A 17,481-nucleotide genomic window follows, 5' to 3' on the forward strand; every position below is an offset into this window, starting at 1 on the left:
CATTGCTAGTCACGGTCTTTTTGCCGCTCCATTGGAGCGGCTTTCTTTTTTTAGCCCCTGCTACCCTCTCGCTTCCTATACTGCCTTTCGACTCCCGCTCCTCGCTTTCCGTCTCTTGTTTTAAAAACATGAATTTAAAAACGATGATTGCTGGCACGATGAGCCGGCTGACATAGCGTTATTGCTGTGGTGCGTTTTGGCGTCTACGTTTTATAAGTAGCCCCTAAAAGCGTTACTTGACATGGATACTAACGGAGGAGTTTGCCATGAACGATACACAAGACTTATTCCCTACTCGCTTGGAACGAAAGTTGGGAATGTTTGAACGCATCGATCCGGTGGTATACGGCGATGAGTCACAGCTTGCGAATGGCCCCTTAAGCAAATCAGAAATTGATGAGTACGAAAGAAAGGGATTTCTATCGTTTGAAGGATTTTTTGACGCTGATGACATGCAGGTTTTTCTTAAAGAACTGCGCGAATATGAAGACGATGCTGATCTGAAACTTTCAGAAGGCACTATTCTTGAACCTGGGCGTGAAGAGATTCGTACTATTTTCGGCATCCACGATGTTTCAAAACGCTTTCAGCGCTTGACCCAGGATCCCAAGCTATTGGCGATTGTTAAGCAACTTCTTGGCAGCGATGTATATATTCATCAGTCACGGATTAACTATAAACCAGGTTTTAAAGGCAAAGGGTTTGAGTGGCACTCCGACTTTGAAACATGGCATAGCGAAGACGGCATGCCACGTATGCGTGCGTTAAGTTGCTCCATCGTACTCACTGACAACGGTGAATTTAACGGCCCATTAATGTTGATCCCTGGCTCGCATCATTATTTTGTTCCGTGTGTCGGACGAACGCCGGAAAATAACTATAAAGAGTCGCTGAAAAGCCAAGAGGTGGGCGTGCCCCCAGCCAGTAGCCTTCGCGAGATAATGCTAGAAAACGATATCGAAGCTCCCAAGGGGCCTGCCGGTTCGCTGGTGATCTTTGAATGCAATACCATGCACGGCTCGAACATAAATATGTCTTGCTGGCCGAGAAGTAATCTGTTCTTTGTTTACAACAGTGTTGAAAACACGCTGCACGACCCTTACTGCGGTAACCGGCCCAGGCCGGAATTTCTAGCTAATCGTTCGGATTGGGAGCCGCTAAAACCGCTCAACGAGTAAAGCCCATGCGCATCGCCGTGTTTAGTGCTAAACCCTACGACCGCACTTTTCTTACACGCGCCAACTCGGGGCAACGCCACCACTTAAGCTTTTTTGAGGCGCGTTTAACTGAAGACACGGCGACCTTAGCCAACGGTTTTGACGCGATTTGCGCCTTCGTGAATGACTGCCTTGATGCCGCCGTGTTAGAGCAACTGCATAACGGTGGCACAAGATTAGTGGCGCTGCGTTCGGCGGGCTTCAACCATGTTGATTTGGCTGCCGCCGAACGGTTAGGCATCACAGTGGTACGGGTGCCTGCCTACTCCCCCCACGCAGTGGCAGAACACGCGGTCGCCCTAGTGCTGAGCCTTAATCGCATGACTTATCGCGCTTACAACCGTGTGCGGGAGGGCAATTTTGCCCTGGATGGCCTGCTGGGGTTCGACCTGCACGGTAAAACGGTAGGCATTATTGGAACTGGGCATATTGGGCTGATTTTTGCCGATATTATGCACGGCTTTGGTTGCCGGGTAGTGGCCAGCGACCCGTTTCCCAGCCCGGATGCTAAATCCTTTGTTGAGTACGTGCCGCTAGCAACGCTGTTTGCCAGCGCCGACATTATCTCGCTGCACTGCCCGTTGACGCCTGAGACTCACCATTTGATTGATGCCGATGCCATCGCGCAAATGAAGGAAGGCGTCATGCTGATCAATACCGGCCGCGGAAGGGTGGTCGATACCCAAGCCGTCATAGCAGGCCTGAAAAGCGGCAAAATCGGCCGCTTAGGGCTGGATGTCTATGAAGAGGAAGAGCAGCTGTTCTTCGAAGACCTCTCTCAAGGCGTGATTAACGATGACCAGTTTATGCGCCTGACGACCTTCCATAATGTACTGATCACCGGACACCAAGCCTTCTTCACCGCCGAAGCGCTAACCAATATCGCCGAGACGACGTTGGCTAATATTGACGCTTTTGAACGCGGTAGCGGAACCCTTCATCGAGTGACTACCCCATAATTCACCTTCACTCATGGGGGCGTTAGCGTTTCATCCAAGCATTTAATTCATCTAAGAATGCTAGGCACTGGCTAAGTTGATCAATTTCTATGAACTCATCGGGCTTGTGGGCTTGGCGAATAGAGCCGGGCCCAACAATCACTGAGGGTATGCCGCCATCGATCTCGAACACGCCGCCTTCTGAGCCATAAGATACCTTGCCGCCACGCTCGGGAAGAATGGGTTCAAGCTTTTTGAACATATCGCTGTCGGTGGCGTCCCCCATGGCGGGGTAGGCAAATAGCTCTTGCCACTCAATGGCGGAATCGGCTGATTGGCGCTGCATTTCGGGGAGTAGGGCAGTCTCTATATCGCGGATCAGTGCTTGAATGTCCGTGGCGGCTGCTTCCTGATCAATGCTGCGTAGCTCAAAGATAAAGCTGCAGGTATCAGGGGTAACGTTGGTCGCCACACCGCCTTCTATTATGGTGGTCAGCGTTGTGGCGTGGGGGACGGTAAAGTCGTGGTCGAAGGGGCCATCTTGCTCATATCGTCGTGATCGCTCGGCGATCATGGTGATGATACGCGAGGCATACTCCACCGCATTGACGTGTTGAGGGGAGAACGATGAGTGGCCCCCTTCTCCGCGCACCGTCACCCGCATGGCGATTTTGCCCTTTTGGCCGTTGATCAGTTTCATTTCGCTGGGTTCACCGATAATCGCCAGAGCTGGTGGCACCTTGAGCTCGGCTAAGTGACGAGCAATGGCGGGGGCACCCAGGCAGCCTACTTCCTCATCATGAGAGAAGCAGAAATAGAAAGGTCGGTGTAGTTCGCCGTTGGCAAACGCCGGTGCCGCCGCCATAACGCAGGCTGCAAAGCCTTTCATATCGCAGGTACCACGACCAAACAAGCGGTTGCCGCGTTGCTCCATTTTGAAAGGGTCGCTCTGCCAGTTCTTCGGGTTGGCGGGTACGACGTCCGTATGACCAGAGAGGACGATGCCAGCTGCGTCGGCCGGCCCCAGGCGGGCGACTAAATTGGCCTTTTCGCCGCTCTCATCGGGCAGCACCGTCACATCCGCGCCAAGACTGGCGAAGAACCTCTCGATGTGATGAATAAGCTCGAGGTTGGAGTAAGCACTCGTTGTGTCGTAAGCGATAAGGTCGGTGAGGTGTGATATTGCGGCTTCCAACTGCGGGTGAGCGTTAGGCGTAGCACTAGCTTGCATAGCGTTAAATCCTTGGCAATAAGGGAATCTTTGGCTCAGACCTTGGCTTTTTTAAGCTGCTGACGAATTGTCACTACCACCACGAATATCGCCAGCGAAGCGAATAACCAGGTGATAGGCGACGACACCAGGATGCTTGGATCACCGCGAGAGAGCGCAAGGGCACGACGCAGGTTCTCTTCCAGCATCGGGCCAAGAATGAAGGCGATTAAAAAGGGGGCGGCGGGAATGGCGAACAGGAACATGAAAAAGCCAAATATGCCCATCGCTAGCAGTACGATGACGTCATACATACTGTTGGAGATCGAAAAAATACCGAATACGCACAGAGCAAGTACGATCGGCGCCATTAAGCCGGGGGGAATGCGCGAGATATGCGAGAAAAAGCGCATCGTTGCTTTACCAGCACCAAACAGCAAAACAGAAGAGAACAACATGCCAATAAACAGCATGTAAACCTCATGAAGGTTGTTCTCAAATAGCATAGGGCCTGGGGTCATGCCGTGAATCATAAAGGCGCCCAGCATCACGCCCGTAATCACATCGCCCGGCACGCCCAGTGCTAACAAAGGGATCATGGTGGAGCCACAGCAACCATTATTAGCGGACTCTGATGCTGCGATCCCTTCTAGTTCGCCCTTACCAAAGTTCTCGCGATTCTTTGAGCTACGCTGTGCTTCCCCGTAGGAGGAGAAAGCCGCCGCCGAAGGCCCTATGCCGGGAATGGCCCCCATCACAACACCAATCATGCTGCCTTTGAGCATTGCCTTTAAGGATCGGCGCAGCTCGTCTCGCGTTACGCGGTTATCGCCCAACTGCATGGGCTTATGGCTTTGATTGTTACGAAAGACAATAATTTTAAGCAGCTCTGGGATCGCAAACAGACCAATGAGTACGGGGGCAACGGCAAGACCGCTCTGCATATCCACGGTTAGATCAAAGCGGAACGAGCCGTACATATCTTCGCCCACTGTGGCTAGTAGTAGCCCTAAGCACGCCGATACAAGCCCAAGCAGCAGCGAGCGCCCTGACACCCCAGCGACGGTGGTAAGTGCGAAAATCATCAACATAAAGTATTCGGGTGGCCCAATACGCAGCGCAAGTAGCGCCAGTGGCGCGGCAATAAAAATCAGCGAGAGATTGGAAATAAAATCCCCGGTACAGGAGGAATAGAGCGCCATGTTGAGGGCTTTGCCTGCCTTGCCTTGCTGGGCCAATGGGTAGCCATCAAGGGTGGTGCAGGCAGCCGAAGCAGTGCCTGGCGTTTTGATCAATATCGCGGATACCGAACCGCCGTAGGTCGAGCCTTTGTACAGTGCGACGAGTAACAAAATGCTCGGAATCGGCTGCATATAAAAAGTAAAGGGCAGCGCCAGCGTCACCGCCATGGTGCCGGTCATGCCTGGAATAGCGCCGATAATCACGCCGCCCCAAATACCGGCGGCCATGATCAGAAAGTTCTCAATGGTGGCAACCGCCTGGAAGGCAACCAGCAGGTCGTTGAGCATAGTGGTCAGTCCTATACGCGGTAAGTTAAATACCGATAGCCTTGAAAAGGCTGCCGACAGGGAAACGCGTATTGAGTGCGCTGGAGAAAAACAGGTAGAGGACCAGTGGGAGTGCAACGGCAACGATGGCCGCCACCACTTTGTGGCGCCAATAACCCGTCAATATCAGCATCGCCATTAACAGCAGAATGCTCGATAGCAAAAAACCGAGCAGCATCACTGAACCGATAAAGAGCGCAAAGGCGAGTACCGTCCAGCCGAAGCGGGTGAGCAGCGTGACAAGTGGCGTGTCACCGCGGATGGTGCTGGCATCTTCAGGGTCAGCGATTGCTTCGGTTTTGCGTGAAAAAGAAAGCCCGACGAGCAGTATGCCCAGTGCCATGCCGAGCATGGATACCGTGCGTGGCCACATATCAGGCGGTGGCGCGAACCCTGGAATAAAGCGCGGGCGGGGCACATAGGCGGGTATCAGTAAAAACAGCACGATACCGAACAGCACCGTAATAACTAAACCGCGTGTTATACCCATGACCCCTCCAGTGATGAAATGATGTATGCAGTGACGACAACGTGGTGCCTAACGCTGACTCACTCTAGATAGCCAAACTGTTCCGCTAAGGTGCGATAAAACTCATACTGCTCTTTTGCGTAGGTCTCCATATCGACGCTGCCAATAGTGGAAATTGAGCCACGATCGTCAGCACGACTGAGCCACATTTCATCTTCAGCCACCTGCTCCATTACCTCTGCCCAGGTATTCATGACCTCTTCAGGTAAATCTGGCGGGCCATACAGCGCGCTCCACCCCATCACCTGGCCAGCCAACTCATAACCCAACTCTTCAGCCGTCGGCACGTCCGGTAGTGCTTCCATGCGCTCTGGTGAGAACACCATTAACGGACGCATGTCACCGCTCTCGATATGCGGCATCAGAGAGGCTGCCGCGATGGCGAGAAAATCAACATGCCCACCCAGTAATGCTGTTGCGAGTTCGCCGCCCCCACGGTAGGGAATCAACGTAGCCGCCGTCAGCGGATCCATTTTCGCGTCAGCCAGTAGCGACTGCACCGTAAAGCCATCAATGGCGGTGGCGCCGGAAGCGGCGTAGCTCATCGCACCAGGGTCGTTTTCGATGCCTTCCAGTAAATCCTCAACGCTTTCATAGGGAGAGTCTTCAGCCACGGCAAGAATCATCGGTGTGGCTTCAAGCGGGCTGATGAAGGTGTACTCATCCCAATCAACACTGCTGTTTTCGTTGACCGCCGGTGATAGAGCCATGCCGACGCGGGCTAACAGCAGGGTGTAACCATCGGCGTCAGCTTGTGTCACATCGCGAGCGCCGGTCATTCCACCTGCGCCAGCTTGATTGACGACCGTGACAGGCTGTCCTAAATATTCGCGAGCCGACTCCGCTAGCGCCCGACCGGCCAGATCGGAGGCGCCGCCTGGGCCATAAGGGACTACCAGTGTGACGGGTTCGGAAGGGTAGCTCTGAGCATAGGCGGTGGAGGCAGCGAGCAGCGTTGCTGCCGCTAAGCTTAAGGTGAGTTTCATACTTATCTCCGCAATCGTTGTTGCATAGCTTTCATGGAGTGGATTTATTAATAGCATTTTTGAACCCAGCGCTTTTAACATAGACAGGTATGAAATTTGTTGCAACAATTCGATTTAGTATTCGATTTTGTTCTAGTGGTGAGCCAAAGTTGCAAGCTTATTGTTTATAAACGTTGTTTTTATTCGCTGTTTATTGAGTAAAAGACTTCTTGAGTGGGATTAACACCATGAAAATAAAAGAAATTGAAGCTTTTGATGCATTCATGAAGCATGGCACCACGAAAGCGGCTGCAGAAACGTTAGGAATCAGCCAGTCAATGGTAAGTCGTTTGCTCATCGGGTTAGAGGACGAGCTGGGTTTTGCTTTGTTCAAACGTGCCCGCAATCAGCTTTCGCCAACGTCAGAAGCGTTTTTATACCACGCGTCCGTTTTACGGCTAATGGCGAGTATTCGAGATACTCAAAAAGACGCGGATGCTATTGCTAATAACCAATTGGGCAGTGTCGTAGTCGCTGCACAACCCATTTTTTGCGATACCTTTTTACTCGATGTCATTAAGCGCTTTAAACAAAATCACCCTAATGTAGGCGTTCGGGTCATCGATGCCGGGTTGCAAGAGTTGCTTAAAATGATCGACAACAATACCTGTGATGTGGCGCTGGGAATAACGCTTGAAGCAGACACTTATGGAGCAACGGTTAGTAGTCTTGCACGCTGTTCTGCCAGGTGCATCATGCATCGTACGCACCCCCTTGCTAAGCAAGATGTGGTGGCGCTTACTAGCTTACAAAACCAGACATTCGTAGAGCTGATGGCGGATAGTCCTCTGCGTGCCCGCGTGGATTACATTATGCAGACAGTGGATATAAAGCGGCATATTGCCGCTGAAATGCGCCATATGCGGGGGGTGTGCGCATTAGTTGATCGCGGACTTGGGGTCGCAGTGATTGATCCCATTGCAGAACTGCTGTTGCAGGGAACAGCCGTTGTATCAAAGCCTATGGAGCCAACCATTGAGTGGGAAATTGCCTTACTTAAATCTAAACACAAGCCGTTAAGTAATGTGGCTGAATCCTTCTGCGAAGAGATATACGCTGAAATCGATAGCTTGCATCAAATGGGAATACTAACTTCACTAAAATAAAACAGTAACGACAAACATATGACTTAACAGGAGACCGCCCCATGCAGCTCTATTTAAATACCTCTTCTCCCTATGCACGTGTTGTGCGCGTGTGTCTCTATGAAAAGCAGCTGATCGAGCGCACTGAGCTTTGCTGGTGTGACCCTTGGGCGGCGGATAGCGAGCTTGTACAGATTACGCCGCTTAGCCGTATTCCAACGCTGGTAACCGATGAAGGAGACGTCATCACCGAGTCGTTGTTGATTGCTCACTATCTGGATGCAGTGGGTGAAGGGCCATCTCTGATGCCCAGTAAAGCACTAGCTGAAACCCTGGCGCTGGCAGGGTTGGGGCAGGGCTTGATGGACGCCGCTTTCAACGTGGTGATCGGCCGTAAGTATGCTGGTAATGAAGTGGATACGACGCTGTTGGGGCAGCGCCGTTTAAAAGCGATCGAACGCACCTTGATAACACTCAATGCCCACCCCAGCGTGCTAGCGGGCAGTGCCCAGCGCACCCTAGGGGCGATTACCGTTGCCGTTGCGCTGGCGTATATCAGCTTCCGCTTACCAGCCTTTGATTGGCAAAACCGCTACCCGACGCTACACGCCTGGCAGGCGAAGGTGGTGGAGGGTGAGAGCTTCGCGCTGACTGAATTTGAGTAGGAACCCACTATTTCAGATAGCGCATAAAGACTAGGCCATCGCGAGGTGGAGACAGCCCGTAGATTCACCCCTCCCGGCGATAGATCAAATCCCAAACCCCATGGCCGAGTTTCTCGCCGCGGGCTTCAAACTTGGTCAATGGGCGGAACGCCGGGCGCGGCACATACGGGGCGGTTTCCGCGCTGGCGGTATTGGCATAGCCGGGGGCCGCTTCCATTACCTCGGCCATCCACTCTGCGTAGGCTTCCCAGTCGGTGGCCATATGGAAGGTGCCGCCAGGCATCAGGCGAGTGCGAATCAGCTCAACAAAGGCAGGCTGAACGATGCGCCGTTTGTGGTGCTTCTTCTTCGGCCAAGGGTCGGGGAAGAACAGCTGCAGCGTGGTTAGTGAGCCTTCGGGAAGGCACTGTTCGAGCACTGCCAGGGCGTCCTCGCGGTAAACGCGCAGGTTGGTGAGACCACGCTTATCAACTTCATCGAGCAGTTTGCCAACGCCAGGAGCGTGGACTTCGATGCCGATAAAGTCGGTGTCTGGGTGAGTCTCGGCCTGTTCTATCAGCGAGTTGCCCATGCCAAAACCGATTTCTACTACCCGCGGTGCCTGACGGCCAAACAGCGCGTCCAAATCTTGGCGGCCGTCTGCGATGGTCAGGCCAAAACGCGGCCAAATATCTTCTAAGCCACGGTTTTGCGCCTGGGTCATACGGCCCGCGCGGATCACATAGCTTTTAATGCCGCGGCGATGCAGCGGTGCATCCGTACCTTCCGGCCCTGTAGTGGCGTTGCTTTCGGGCGCGGTGTGACTTTCTGGTACGGTATCGTTGGGTTCAGTCATGGGGTCTCGAATCAATTAACCGTTAATACGGCCAGCGAAAGGTGAAGAAGGATCGGCGGCTTGGCGGCGCGGCATACGGCCGGCTAGAAACGCATCGCGCCCGGCCTCCACGGCCAGCTTCATGGCGTTGGCCATGCGTAGCGGCTCGCGGGCGTGGGCAATGGCGGTATTAAGCAGTACGCCGTCGCAGCCTAGCTCCATGGCCATGGCAGCATCAGAAGCGGTGCCAATGCCCGCGTCCACGAGTACCGGTACCTTGCTCTGTTCCACAATCAAGCGCACGTTGTGTGGGTTCTGAATGCCATGGCCCGAACCAATCAGTGAGCCCAGCGGCATGATGGCGCAGCAACCCATAGCTTCTAATTCGCGTGCCACAATAGGATCGTCGCTGGTGTACACCATGACGTCAAAGCCATCGGCGAGCAGCGTTTCAGCGGCTTTTAGCGTCTCGACCACATTGGGGTAAAGCGTATGATCGTCGCCGAGCACTTCCAGCTTGACCAGATTGTGACCGTCGAGCAGCTCGCGGGCCAGGCGGCAGGTGCGCACCGCATCTTTAGCGGTGTAGCAACCGGCGGTATTGGGCAGCAGGGTGTAGCGATCGGGGGAAATAGCGTCTAACAGGTTGGGCGCATCGGCGTCCTGGCCTAAATTAGTACGGCGTACCGCAAAGGTCACAATTTCAGCGCCACTTTGGGCAATGGCGGCGCCGGTTTCGGTAAAGTCTTTGTACTTGCCTGTGCCCACCAGCAGGCGCGATTGAAAATCGCGTCCGGCGATGGTTAGCGGGGTATCGGCTAGCGCTACATGCGTTTGTTGGGTCATAGTGTTTCCTCTAACCGCCGCCAATCGCGTGGACAACTTCTACGTGGTCGCCATCGACCAGGCGGGTGTCGGCGTGCTGGCTGCGGGGGACGATCTCTTCGTTAATTTCGACGGCGATACGACGACCGCTAAGGCCCAGCTGTTCAACTAAGTCAGCGGCGGTTAGGCCGGTCGACAGCGTATGGGGTTCACCGTTTAGACGTATCTGGATAGACATAGATAGGCGTGTCTCATTCGTCGTGGTAGTTCGTTCTCTAAGGCATTCTCTATTGTAGCGGTTTCACACCGCGCAAGGTAAGCCGTAGGTGCAAACAGCGTGATGTATGCCAACCATAATAGGAGTAGGAGAGCAGCGTGCAGCGAACAGATAAAGTGTGGTGGTGTATAGCGGCCCTTTCAGGCGCCATACTGGTGATGCTAGGCGCCTATGCAGCCCATGGTTTGGCGGCGCGCACCACAGAAGCGATGGTGAGTGCCGTTGAAACCGGTGTGCGTTACCAGGCCTGGCACACGCTGGCCATCATGATCGTGCTGGTATGGCGCCAAGTGCAGCCGCTTGCCGGACAGCGTTGGGTGCTGGCGCTGTGGGCGCTAGGCATGGGCTGCTTTTCAGGCTCGCTCTACCTGATGGCGCTGGCAGGACTGAATCTTGGCATTGTCACTCCCATTGGCGGGCTGCTGTTGATGGCCGGTTGGCTGGCGCTTGGGGTGATAGCGTTATTATGCAGCCGCACTTAACAGGTAAGGGCTATTCGCGCAGAGCAGTTAGATTAAAAGATATAAAACAACCACAGTACCAACGCCTGCCATACCTATCGCGTCCAGTGTCTCTATCACCTCGCCCCGTAAAGGGTAAATACGGCTACACATAGCTGTGCTTGTATTGCCTAACCTCAATAGCTGCGCTGTGCTGCTAACCCCAATACTGAAAATAGCGATAATGACTTCAAGTGACTCTATCTCAAATAGCATAAGGAGAGCGCTTAGCAAGCTGATTAAAACTACGCATAACCGAAATGAAAACCATTGCTTGAAAATGAGAGCAGTATCATCCTTATTTATCGAATCCTCAGGTGCTGTCTTTTTTGTTGATAAGAGCCGCCTTTCAAAAAACGGGTGAGTCTTTGATAAAAGAGTTATGAGCATGCCGACGCACCTGAGTTGTGATGAAGCTGAATCAATTTTGCCACTGAATAATTACCGATTACTTACGCGTTTAACTGCTGTTGGGTTGTCGGCACGTTTGGCTAATATCTTGTTCCTGCTGATAGACAGTACTTGATACGCCAAGCAAACCCAACACGCTGTGAAATAGGTTGTCGTGTGAGGCGGCTTTGTCGGAAATCTGGTGTAAGCAGTCCGTATCTAGCCCTTGCTGCTGTGAAAAGGTGCTGGAAAGCCACCAAACCATAGGCACATGCGTCTGTTCGTCGGGGGCAATGGCGTAGGGAATGCCGTGCAAATAAAGCCCTTTTTCACCCAGTGATTCACCATGATCAGAGAGATAGATCATCGCAGCTGCGTAGTCATCCTGACGCTTTAACGTCTCAATTACCTGATTCAACACAGTGTCGGTATATAGAATGGCATTGTCGTAGCTATTGGTAATGGCATCTCTTGAGCACTTCGCTAAATCAGCGGTGGTGCAAGCAGGAACAAAACGTTCGTAGTCAGCAGGGTAACGCTGGTAATAGCTGGGGCCATGGTTGCCTAGCTGATGCAGCACTATCACCTGATCAGTTGGGGTGCTGCTAATTTGCATGGTTAAGGCTTGAACCAGTGCCTCGTCCAAGCAGCGCCCATCTTGGCATAAAGAAGCGTAGTCCTCTGGAGAGAGTGCTTTTGTCGTCACTCCTTCGCAGACGCCTTTGCAGCCCGACTGGTTATCAAGCCAGGTGACCTCTAAACCGGCGTGTGCTAATACGTCCAGTAAGGATTCATGTTGCTGAGCATAGAATTTAACGTAATCGGCACGCCCCGGTAATGAAAACATGCAGGGTAATGAGGCAGCCGTGCTGGTGCCGCATGCGGTAACGTCTGAAAAATTAATAACGTCGGGCTGTTGGGCAAGTTTGGGCGTGGTTTGACGTTCATAACCATTTAACCCCCAATTCGCCGCCCGCGCCGTTTCGCCCACCACGATGATGAGCAGCGTGGGTTTGTCACCCACTTGTGAACTGATACGGGCATCTTCTCCCACTGGGGAGCGCACCGTATTTGCGGAAGCGTGCTGGCTGAAAACTGCCTGCGCCATCGAAACAATATAATTGCCTGGAGTCACCAAGTAGCGAAGCTCTTTATTGTTGCGCATGAGTGACGATACTTCTTGATAAGATAAGACGATCGCTAACAGCAATATAGTCGTACTGGCGAGGTAATAAGCTGAGCGGCGCAAAACAGCCTTCTTCCAGGTTGAAGGCGCGATTTTAACTCTCCAAATGATAAGGGTAGGCAAACCAAAAAAGATTGCCAAATGAATCAGCAAGCCAGCTGTAAGAAGCTCCCGTGCTTCGTTAGTATCCGTTTGAAGCACATTGTCTAACATTGAAGTATCAAAATAGGTGCCATAGTAAGTGGTAAAGTAGCTGACGAAGGCGGCTATTAGAAACAGTAAGGTTAATAGGGGCTTTACCAACGTTCGAATAACAAGGCTAACGAAGACCAAAAAATGAATGCAGGTCATTACCAAAAACATATTGGCGAAGGTAAGCCACGTCTGAACTGCAAGAAGATCATAGCCAACAAGGGCTTGTTGCCAAAAAGGCGCATTGTAAAAAACACTGAATATGACAACGGCCCATAAGACAAGTTGCTCCGTGCTCAATATGGGACGATAATGCCCAGCGGTGTAAACAATTTTTAAAGGCAAGGACAACAAAGGGGGCATCGAAAGGCTCTCTGTGTGAAAAAATTAATGCACTCTGGGAGGTAATAAAAATCTTGAAAGGGCAAAGCTTACAGTCCAGCAAATCATGATGGTCCAGAGGTCGTGGGACAGAAAGTGCGCCCCGCGTAACTGTTGAGTGATCCCAAACGTAAGGCCAAGCCCTAAACCCAGCACAAGCCCTGCCCATCGCCAGCGGGGCAGTGTGGCGGCCAAAAAGAAGTAAAGTGCTATCCACGTATATCCTGCGCTGGCATGCCCGGCTGGAAAGCAAGCGGACGCTGGCATTACAGGAGGGCGTATGTCGAGCAAGCCAATAAAGTTTCGTTCCCCTCCATAGCGAATTAAATCCCAAGGGCATTCCATGCTCACCAGGTGCTTAATAGTCGCCACAAGTAATGCCGAAACAAGCGTTGCAGAAAAAAGATAAAAAAGTGGAGTGCGATAGTCTTTAAGACGAGTAGCAGTGGTGCTTAGTATCAATAGAAGAAGTGTGGCTAACCCCATAGCCAGACTTAGCCACTTACCGCCTTTGTGAAGAATATCTTGGGTAATCAAGGTGTCTTTCCATGCCCAAGTATTACCCTGAAGATGATATATAAAATCAGCTAGTGAAAAATCTATGCCTAAAACACTAAAAACTGACATGGCTGCCAAAAATAAAAGCCAAACAGTTACCAAGGGTTTGAGGGAGTTTAGTTTAGCAGTACGCATAGCCACACACCGACCATCATGAAAATTGTCAACATGACGGCGGCTGCTCCCATGTCTTTAGCTCGCCCACTAAGTTCGTTATTTTCAAGTCCGATGCGGTCAATAGTGTTTTCGATGGCGGAGTTGATGAGTTCCACTATCAATACAGATGTAAGTGAAAAAAACAGCAACGCTTTTTCCACGCAAGTGACATTAACAAAAAATATAAAGGGGTAGAGGATGAGGCATAGCAATACCTCTTGCCTAAAAGCGGATTCATTTTTCCAGCAAGCTTCTAAACCAGAAACTGCATTAATAGAAGCACGGAAAATACGTTTAAAACCCTTGCCATTGGGTTTTGGCGTAGTGGAAATATGCAAGGCGGTAGACTCGGTGACGTAATATTAGGGCCACTATAAAGCGCAAAACTTAACGAATAGTTATGCGCTTTCATTCATTAACGGGCGTACGTATGGACTGCACTAGGTGGTGGTGTTACGTACTGTTTTGGATAGTATTTTACAGAGGTCGGCTGACCGGGGGGCGTTGAGGCTTGCCCGTCAACATTAGCTTGTATGGCTTCTACTACCGTGTTGATCTCTGGGCGCCAAAGGATGGTGTCATAGGATTCTCGAGGTACGAAGGCGAGAGATTTTTGCTGGCGTACCAGGGATATTGTGGGGACGTCGAGCGCTGCCGCTAAATGCATAGGCCCTGAGTCTGGTGTCACGAGTAATTGGGCACGCTCCAAAACGACGGCAAAGTGACGGATAGGAAGAGGTGGGCATAAGCTGCCGTAGAGGGAGGACTTTAAACGCTGCTCAATAGGTGCTAGAAGCCTAAACTCCTCGGGCCCAAGGAAAACGACATAGCGTATTTTGTGGGCTTCCATGGCATCGATGAGCATTAGCCAAAATGCTAACGGCCAACGTTTGTTTTGATGCCCACCTACGAAGATAGCAATAAAGTCAGTATCTGATGGGTGATCGCTATGAAGACTGGTTAACTGTCTTATCTTCGTCATTGCCTGAGAGCGCTCCTGCTTCGTTAGCTGGAGCAATGGCCGATTACGGCAAGCGACACCGAGCTGATGTGTTAAATTAATGATGGCATCGTAGGCATGTGATGACTTCCCTTCCGCCTCAATGCTGTACCATCGCTGGTGACCTTTACGTGAACCCATGCTATACCGTGCCCCTATTAACTGGGTCACTATAAAACCGCTCGTTGATCCTCCGCTCACTTGTACCGCTAGATCATAACGTTGAGCCCTTAGGCGTCGTAATAATGTCACACACTTCCAAGGACGAAGGATCGTGGATCTCGACAGTAAATAAAAATGGTCAATAGGTCGTTGTTGCAACAGTGGAAAAGTTTTATCCGTCGCTAGATAGTCTATGCGTGCGGAAGGAAAACGTTCACGAAAAGCATCAATGACAGGGGTGCTGATTAGCGCATTTCCCAGACGAAAATTGGGGCGAATAATTAGAATTTTTTCTATACCCACAAGGCTGTCGATGGTTTCTGGCGCAGGCGGTTTGACGATATACCGTATACCTCTCAGTAAATATCGTTTCATTCCTTTTTCTAAACCACGAGCCATTATTTTTAAATAATAGTTTGTTCTAATGAGGGTTAGTAAATGCATGCTCTGGCGCTCTTTTGGCTTTTCCCACGGCGGAAGAGGCAGCATGAGCCTAATAACTTAAAGAAGAGTTAAACTGTGTAAGAGCTTTACAAAAATAGAGTGGTAGGCTTACTGGTTTAGTTTAGACGAAACTACTTTGTGGGTTATAAGTCTCCGTATTTAAGAAAAGCTTAAGTTTTGGCATCCACAATAAAGGTTTGACGATTGAGGAAGCAGAATGCGCGCACTGCTGATAGAAGACGATCCCCTGCTTGGGGATGGCATTAAGACAGCCCTGGAGCGAGAGGGGTATACAGTCGATTGGTTTATGCTTGGGCGTGAAGCAATCAATGCTGTCAATAGCGAGACCTTCAGTGTGATTATTTTGGATCTTGGGCTGCCCGATATGGACGGTATGCAGGTACTGCATTTACTCCGTCAGCAGTCAACTCTGCCTATTCTGATTTTGACGGCCCGTGATGCGATGGAAGACCGTATTGGCGGCTTAGATGCTGGGGCGGATGACTATGTACTCAAGCCATTTAATTTGCAGGAGTTACTTGCCCGTTTGCGTGTCGTAATGCGGCGCGCTGAGGGACGCGCCTCGCAGATGTTGACGCTGGGTGCACTGAGTATTGATGAGGCTCGTCATGCGGTGAGTTGGCGGGGCAAAGACGTAAAGTTGGGCCGACGGGAGTATGCCTTGTTGTTAGAGCTAGCTAGGCATCCCGACAGAGTGCTATCTCGTCCTCGTTTAGAAAGTTTGCTTTACGGTTGGGGCGATGAGATAGAGTCCAATGCGGTGGAAGTTCACATTCATCATCTGCGTAAAAAACTTGAAAAACATTTGATCATTAATGTGCGCGGAATTGGCTACCGGCTGGATAGCCAAGCACAATGATATCGATACGGCGTTATCTACTTCGTACCCTGGCCATTACCATGGTTGTCGCCGGGGGAGTCGCGGTTACCGCGGCCTACTTAATTACGGATCACGAGCTAGAAGAAATTCTCGATACACAGCTTAGTCTGCATAGCCGGATTGTGGCTGGCCAACTCGATCCCAACGCGACCATTGACGACTATGTTCGACTGGCTTCGCGCATGGGCCTTCCAGAACATCCGGCTCAGCTATATCGCGACGGTAACACAGTGCCCGACAGCAGCTTTGAATCAGGTATCAAGCTTTACCACGAGGAAGAGCTTAAATTAGTACTGGGTTTTTGGAATGCCGATGGCTCACCCAGGCTTCTAGGGGGCAAATGGAATGATGCCGGGCCTTTCCCCGCGCCTTTAGAGGAGGGTTTTCGCTGGGAAAGCTACGATGGTCATCGTTGGCGGGTTTTCAGCATGTTCGATGTTGCCAGCAATACCTGGATCAGCATGGGGCTGCGAGGTTCGTTTCATGATGAAGTGGTGGAGCGCATCACCTGGAACAATTTATTGCCGATGCTCTTTTTGCTCCCACTCCTCCTTTGGCTGATGAGTCGTATTATCCGGCGAGGTATTGCGCCCATTCAAGCGCTTTCCAACCAGGTACAAGGCCGCTCCGCCCACGACCTGCGTAAAATTGATGACCCGGTTCCTCAAGAGCTTAATGAATTACGCCAATCGCTAAACGACTTTATCGCCCGGTTGAAAGAAACGTTAGAGCGCGAGAGGCGCTTTACAGCAGATGCGGCCCATGAATTACGTACTCCCTTAGCAGCGCTGAGAATTCATCTGGATAACGCGCAGGAGGGGGGAGAGCAATCATTAAAAAAGGCTTATATCGGAGTAGAACGGCTGCAGCGGGTGGTAGAACAACTGCTTATTTTGGCTCGTTTGGATCAAGTAGCCACAACCTCACCGGCCACTATCGATCTCTATCCTATTGTTGCTGAATTGGTAGCAGAGCTATGGCCACTCGCTGAAGAGCGAGATCAGCATTTGAGGCTAACAGGATTAACCCGGCTGGAGGTGCGTGCCGACGAAGTCGAGGTGGGAATTCTCTTTCGTAACTTACTGGATAATGCCTTGCGCTATACGCCAGAAGGCGGCTGGGTGGAGGTAGAATTGGCGCTTGATGAGGGTTTTCCTCAACTTATTGTGAAAGATACTGGCCCCGGACTCCCCGAGGCACTATTGGATAAAGTCACTGAGCGCTTTAGGCGTGCATCTGGCCAGGGCACCACCGGTAGCGGATTAGGTTTATCGATTGTCTCGGAATTAGCCCAGCGACAAAGCGCACGTCTTACGCTTAGCAACCGCACGACCAGTGGGTTAGAGGTCAGTGTGACGTGGTGCCAAAGTCAGCGAGAAACGGAATAATGGGCATTATGCTTGCCCTTAGTTGCCCTGGTTACCAATGTTTTGTACCGAGCTAACCTGAAAAACGCCT

At 51.5% G+C, this 17,481-nt stretch carries 18 protein-coding genes; 7 read left to right on the forward strand and 11 right to left on the reverse strand.

Annotation, left to right across the window (positions count from 1 at the left end):
• The first annotated feature begins 266 nt into the window (after positions 1–266).
• Positions 267–1,178 carry an ectoine hydroxylase gene (thpD, locus tag K7H09_RS16975; protein ID WP_141440350.1) on the forward strand — a complete coding sequence of 304 codons (912 nt, stop codon included), beginning with the start codon at positions 267–269 and terminating at the stop codon, positions 1,176–1,178.
• A gap of 5 nt (positions 1,179–1,183) precedes the next feature.
• Positions 1,184–2,176, forward strand: coding sequence for a 2-hydroxyacid dehydrogenase (locus K7H09_RS16980; protein ID WP_141440351.1), 993 nt, complete (start codon positions 1,184–1,186; stop codon positions 2,174–2,176).
• Between the two features lie 22 nt (positions 2,177–2,198).
• Here the strand turns inward: K7H09_RS16980 and argE are convergent, their stop codons facing one another.
• Genes argE through K7H09_RS17000 form a run of 4 tightly spaced genes read right to left on the reverse strand, consistent with a single transcriptional unit; the run spans position 2,199 to position 6,448 of the window.
• Entirely contained in the window at positions 2,199–3,386 is a 1,188-nt protein-coding gene (argE, locus tag K7H09_RS16985) for an acetylornithine deacetylase (RefSeq protein WP_141440352.1), read from the reverse strand.
• 35 nt (positions 3,387–3,421) lie between these two features.
• Positions 3,422–4,894, reverse strand: a complete 1,473-nt coding sequence (locus K7H09_RS16990) for a tripartite tricarboxylate transporter permease (RefSeq protein WP_039857670.1) — start codon at positions 4,892–4,894, stop codon at positions 3,422–3,424.
• A 25-nt stretch (positions 4,895–4,919) separates the two neighbouring features.
• Positions 4,920–5,423 carry a tripartite tricarboxylate transporter TctB family protein gene (locus K7H09_RS16995; protein WP_035555025.1) on the reverse strand — a complete coding sequence of 168 codons (504 nt, stop codon included), beginning with the start codon at positions 5,421–5,423 and terminating at the stop codon, positions 4,920–4,922.
• A 59-nt stretch (positions 5,424–5,482) separates the two neighbouring features.
• On the reverse strand, positions 5,483–6,448 hold the full coding sequence (locus tag K7H09_RS17000; protein ID WP_035555028.1) for a Bug family tripartite tricarboxylate transporter substrate binding protein: 966 nt from the start codon (positions 6,446–6,448) through the stop codon (positions 5,483–5,485).
• 227 nt (positions 6,449–6,675) lie between these two features.
• On the opposite strand from K7H09_RS17000, the gene K7H09_RS17005 reads away from it, so the two are divergent.
• Together K7H09_RS17005 and K7H09_RS17010 are read left to right on the forward strand one after the other, a co-directional pair.
• On the forward strand, positions 6,676–7,593 hold the full coding sequence (locus tag K7H09_RS17005; protein ID WP_039857665.1) for a LysR family transcriptional regulator: 918 nt from the start codon (positions 6,676–6,678) through the stop codon (positions 7,591–7,593).
• Between the two features lie 41 nt (positions 7,594–7,634).
• On the forward strand, positions 7,635–8,237 hold the full coding sequence (locus tag K7H09_RS17010) for a glutathione S-transferase N-terminal domain-containing protein (protein ID WP_141440353.1): 603 nt from the start codon (positions 7,635–7,637) through the stop codon (positions 8,235–8,237).
• A gap of 64 nt (positions 8,238–8,301) precedes the next feature.
• On the opposite strand, the gene trmB is transcribed toward K7H09_RS17010, so the two are convergent.
• From trmB to thiS, 3 genes are read right to left on the reverse strand one after another with little or no spacing between them, the layout of a single operon-like run.
• Positions 8,302–9,072 (reverse strand): tRNA (guanosine(46)-N7)-methyltransferase TrmB, encoded by a 771-nt coding sequence (trmB, locus tag K7H09_RS17015; RefSeq protein WP_141440354.1) that lies wholly within the window; start codon positions 9,070–9,072, stop codon positions 8,302–8,304.
• A 15-nt stretch (positions 9,073–9,087) separates the two neighbouring features.
• The gene (locus K7H09_RS17020; RefSeq protein ID WP_041157303.1) at positions 9,088–9,897 is read right to left on the reverse strand and encodes a thiazole synthase; all 810 of its coding nucleotides are present in this window, start codon (positions 9,895–9,897) and stop codon (positions 9,088–9,090) included.
• Between the two features lie 10 nt (positions 9,898–9,907).
• Entirely contained in the window at positions 9,908–10,114 is a 207-nt protein-coding gene (gene thiS, locus K7H09_RS17025) for a sulfur carrier protein ThiS (RefSeq protein WP_022521266.1), read from the reverse strand.
• A 137-nt stretch (positions 10,115–10,251) separates the two neighbouring features.
• Here thiS and K7H09_RS17030 point away from each other — a divergent pair, with 137 nt between their 5' ends.
• Positions 10,252–10,635 carry a DUF423 domain-containing protein gene (locus K7H09_RS17030; protein WP_039857659.1) on the forward strand — a complete coding sequence of 128 codons (384 nt, stop codon included), beginning with the start codon at positions 10,252–10,254 and terminating at the stop codon, positions 10,633–10,635.
• Between the two features lie 478 nt (positions 10,636–11,113).
• Here the strand turns inward: K7H09_RS17030 and K7H09_RS17035 are convergent, their stop codons facing one another.
• The 4 genes from K7H09_RS17035 to K7H09_RS17050 all read right to left on the reverse strand — a co-directional run bounded on the left by K7H09_RS17035 (position 11,114) and on the right by K7H09_RS17050 (position 15,122).
• Positions 11,114–12,784, reverse strand: coding sequence for a phosphoethanolamine transferase (locus K7H09_RS17035; RefSeq protein WP_230805294.1), 1,671 nt, complete (start codon positions 12,782–12,784; stop codon positions 11,114–11,116).
• Positions 12,785–12,808: 24 nt separating this feature from the next.
• Positions 12,809–13,495, reverse strand: a complete 687-nt coding sequence (locus K7H09_RS17040; RefSeq protein ID WP_035539266.1) for a phosphatase PAP2 family protein — start codon at positions 13,493–13,495, stop codon at positions 12,809–12,811.
• A complete protein-coding gene (locus tag K7H09_RS17045; RefSeq protein ID WP_230805296.1) occupies positions 13,477–13,854 on the reverse strand; it encodes a diacylglycerol kinase in 378 nt (125 codons plus the stop codon). Before K7H09_RS17045 ends, K7H09_RS17040 begins: the two co-directional genes overlap by 19 nt.
• Before the next feature lie 77 nt (positions 13,855–13,931).
• Positions 13,932–15,122 carry a glycosyltransferase family 9 protein gene (locus tag K7H09_RS17050; RefSeq protein WP_230805298.1) on the reverse strand — a complete coding sequence of 397 codons (1,191 nt, stop codon included), beginning with the start codon at positions 15,120–15,122 and terminating at the stop codon, positions 13,932–13,934.
• A gap of 217 nt (positions 15,123–15,339) precedes the next feature.
• Here K7H09_RS17050 and K7H09_RS17055 point away from each other — a divergent pair, with 217 nt between their 5' ends.
• Together K7H09_RS17055 and K7H09_RS17060 are read left to right on the forward strand one after the other, a co-directional pair.
• On the forward strand, positions 15,340–16,002 hold the full coding sequence (locus K7H09_RS17055; RefSeq protein WP_009286204.1) for a response regulator: 663 nt from the start codon (positions 15,340–15,342) through the stop codon (positions 16,000–16,002).
• A complete protein-coding gene (locus K7H09_RS17060) occupies positions 15,999–17,411 on the forward strand; it encodes an ATP-binding protein (protein ID WP_141440357.1) in 1,413 nt (470 codons plus the stop codon). The genes K7H09_RS17055 and K7H09_RS17060 overlap by 4 nt, the downstream gene beginning before the upstream one ends.
• Positions 17,412–17,481: the final 70 nt, after the last annotated feature.

It is taken from the genome of Halomonas sp. IOP_14, from assembly GCF_021021315.1.
In the GTDB taxonomy this organism is placed as follows: Bacteria; Pseudomonadota; Gammaproteobacteria; order Pseudomonadales; family Halomonadaceae; genus Vreelandella; species Vreelandella titanicae.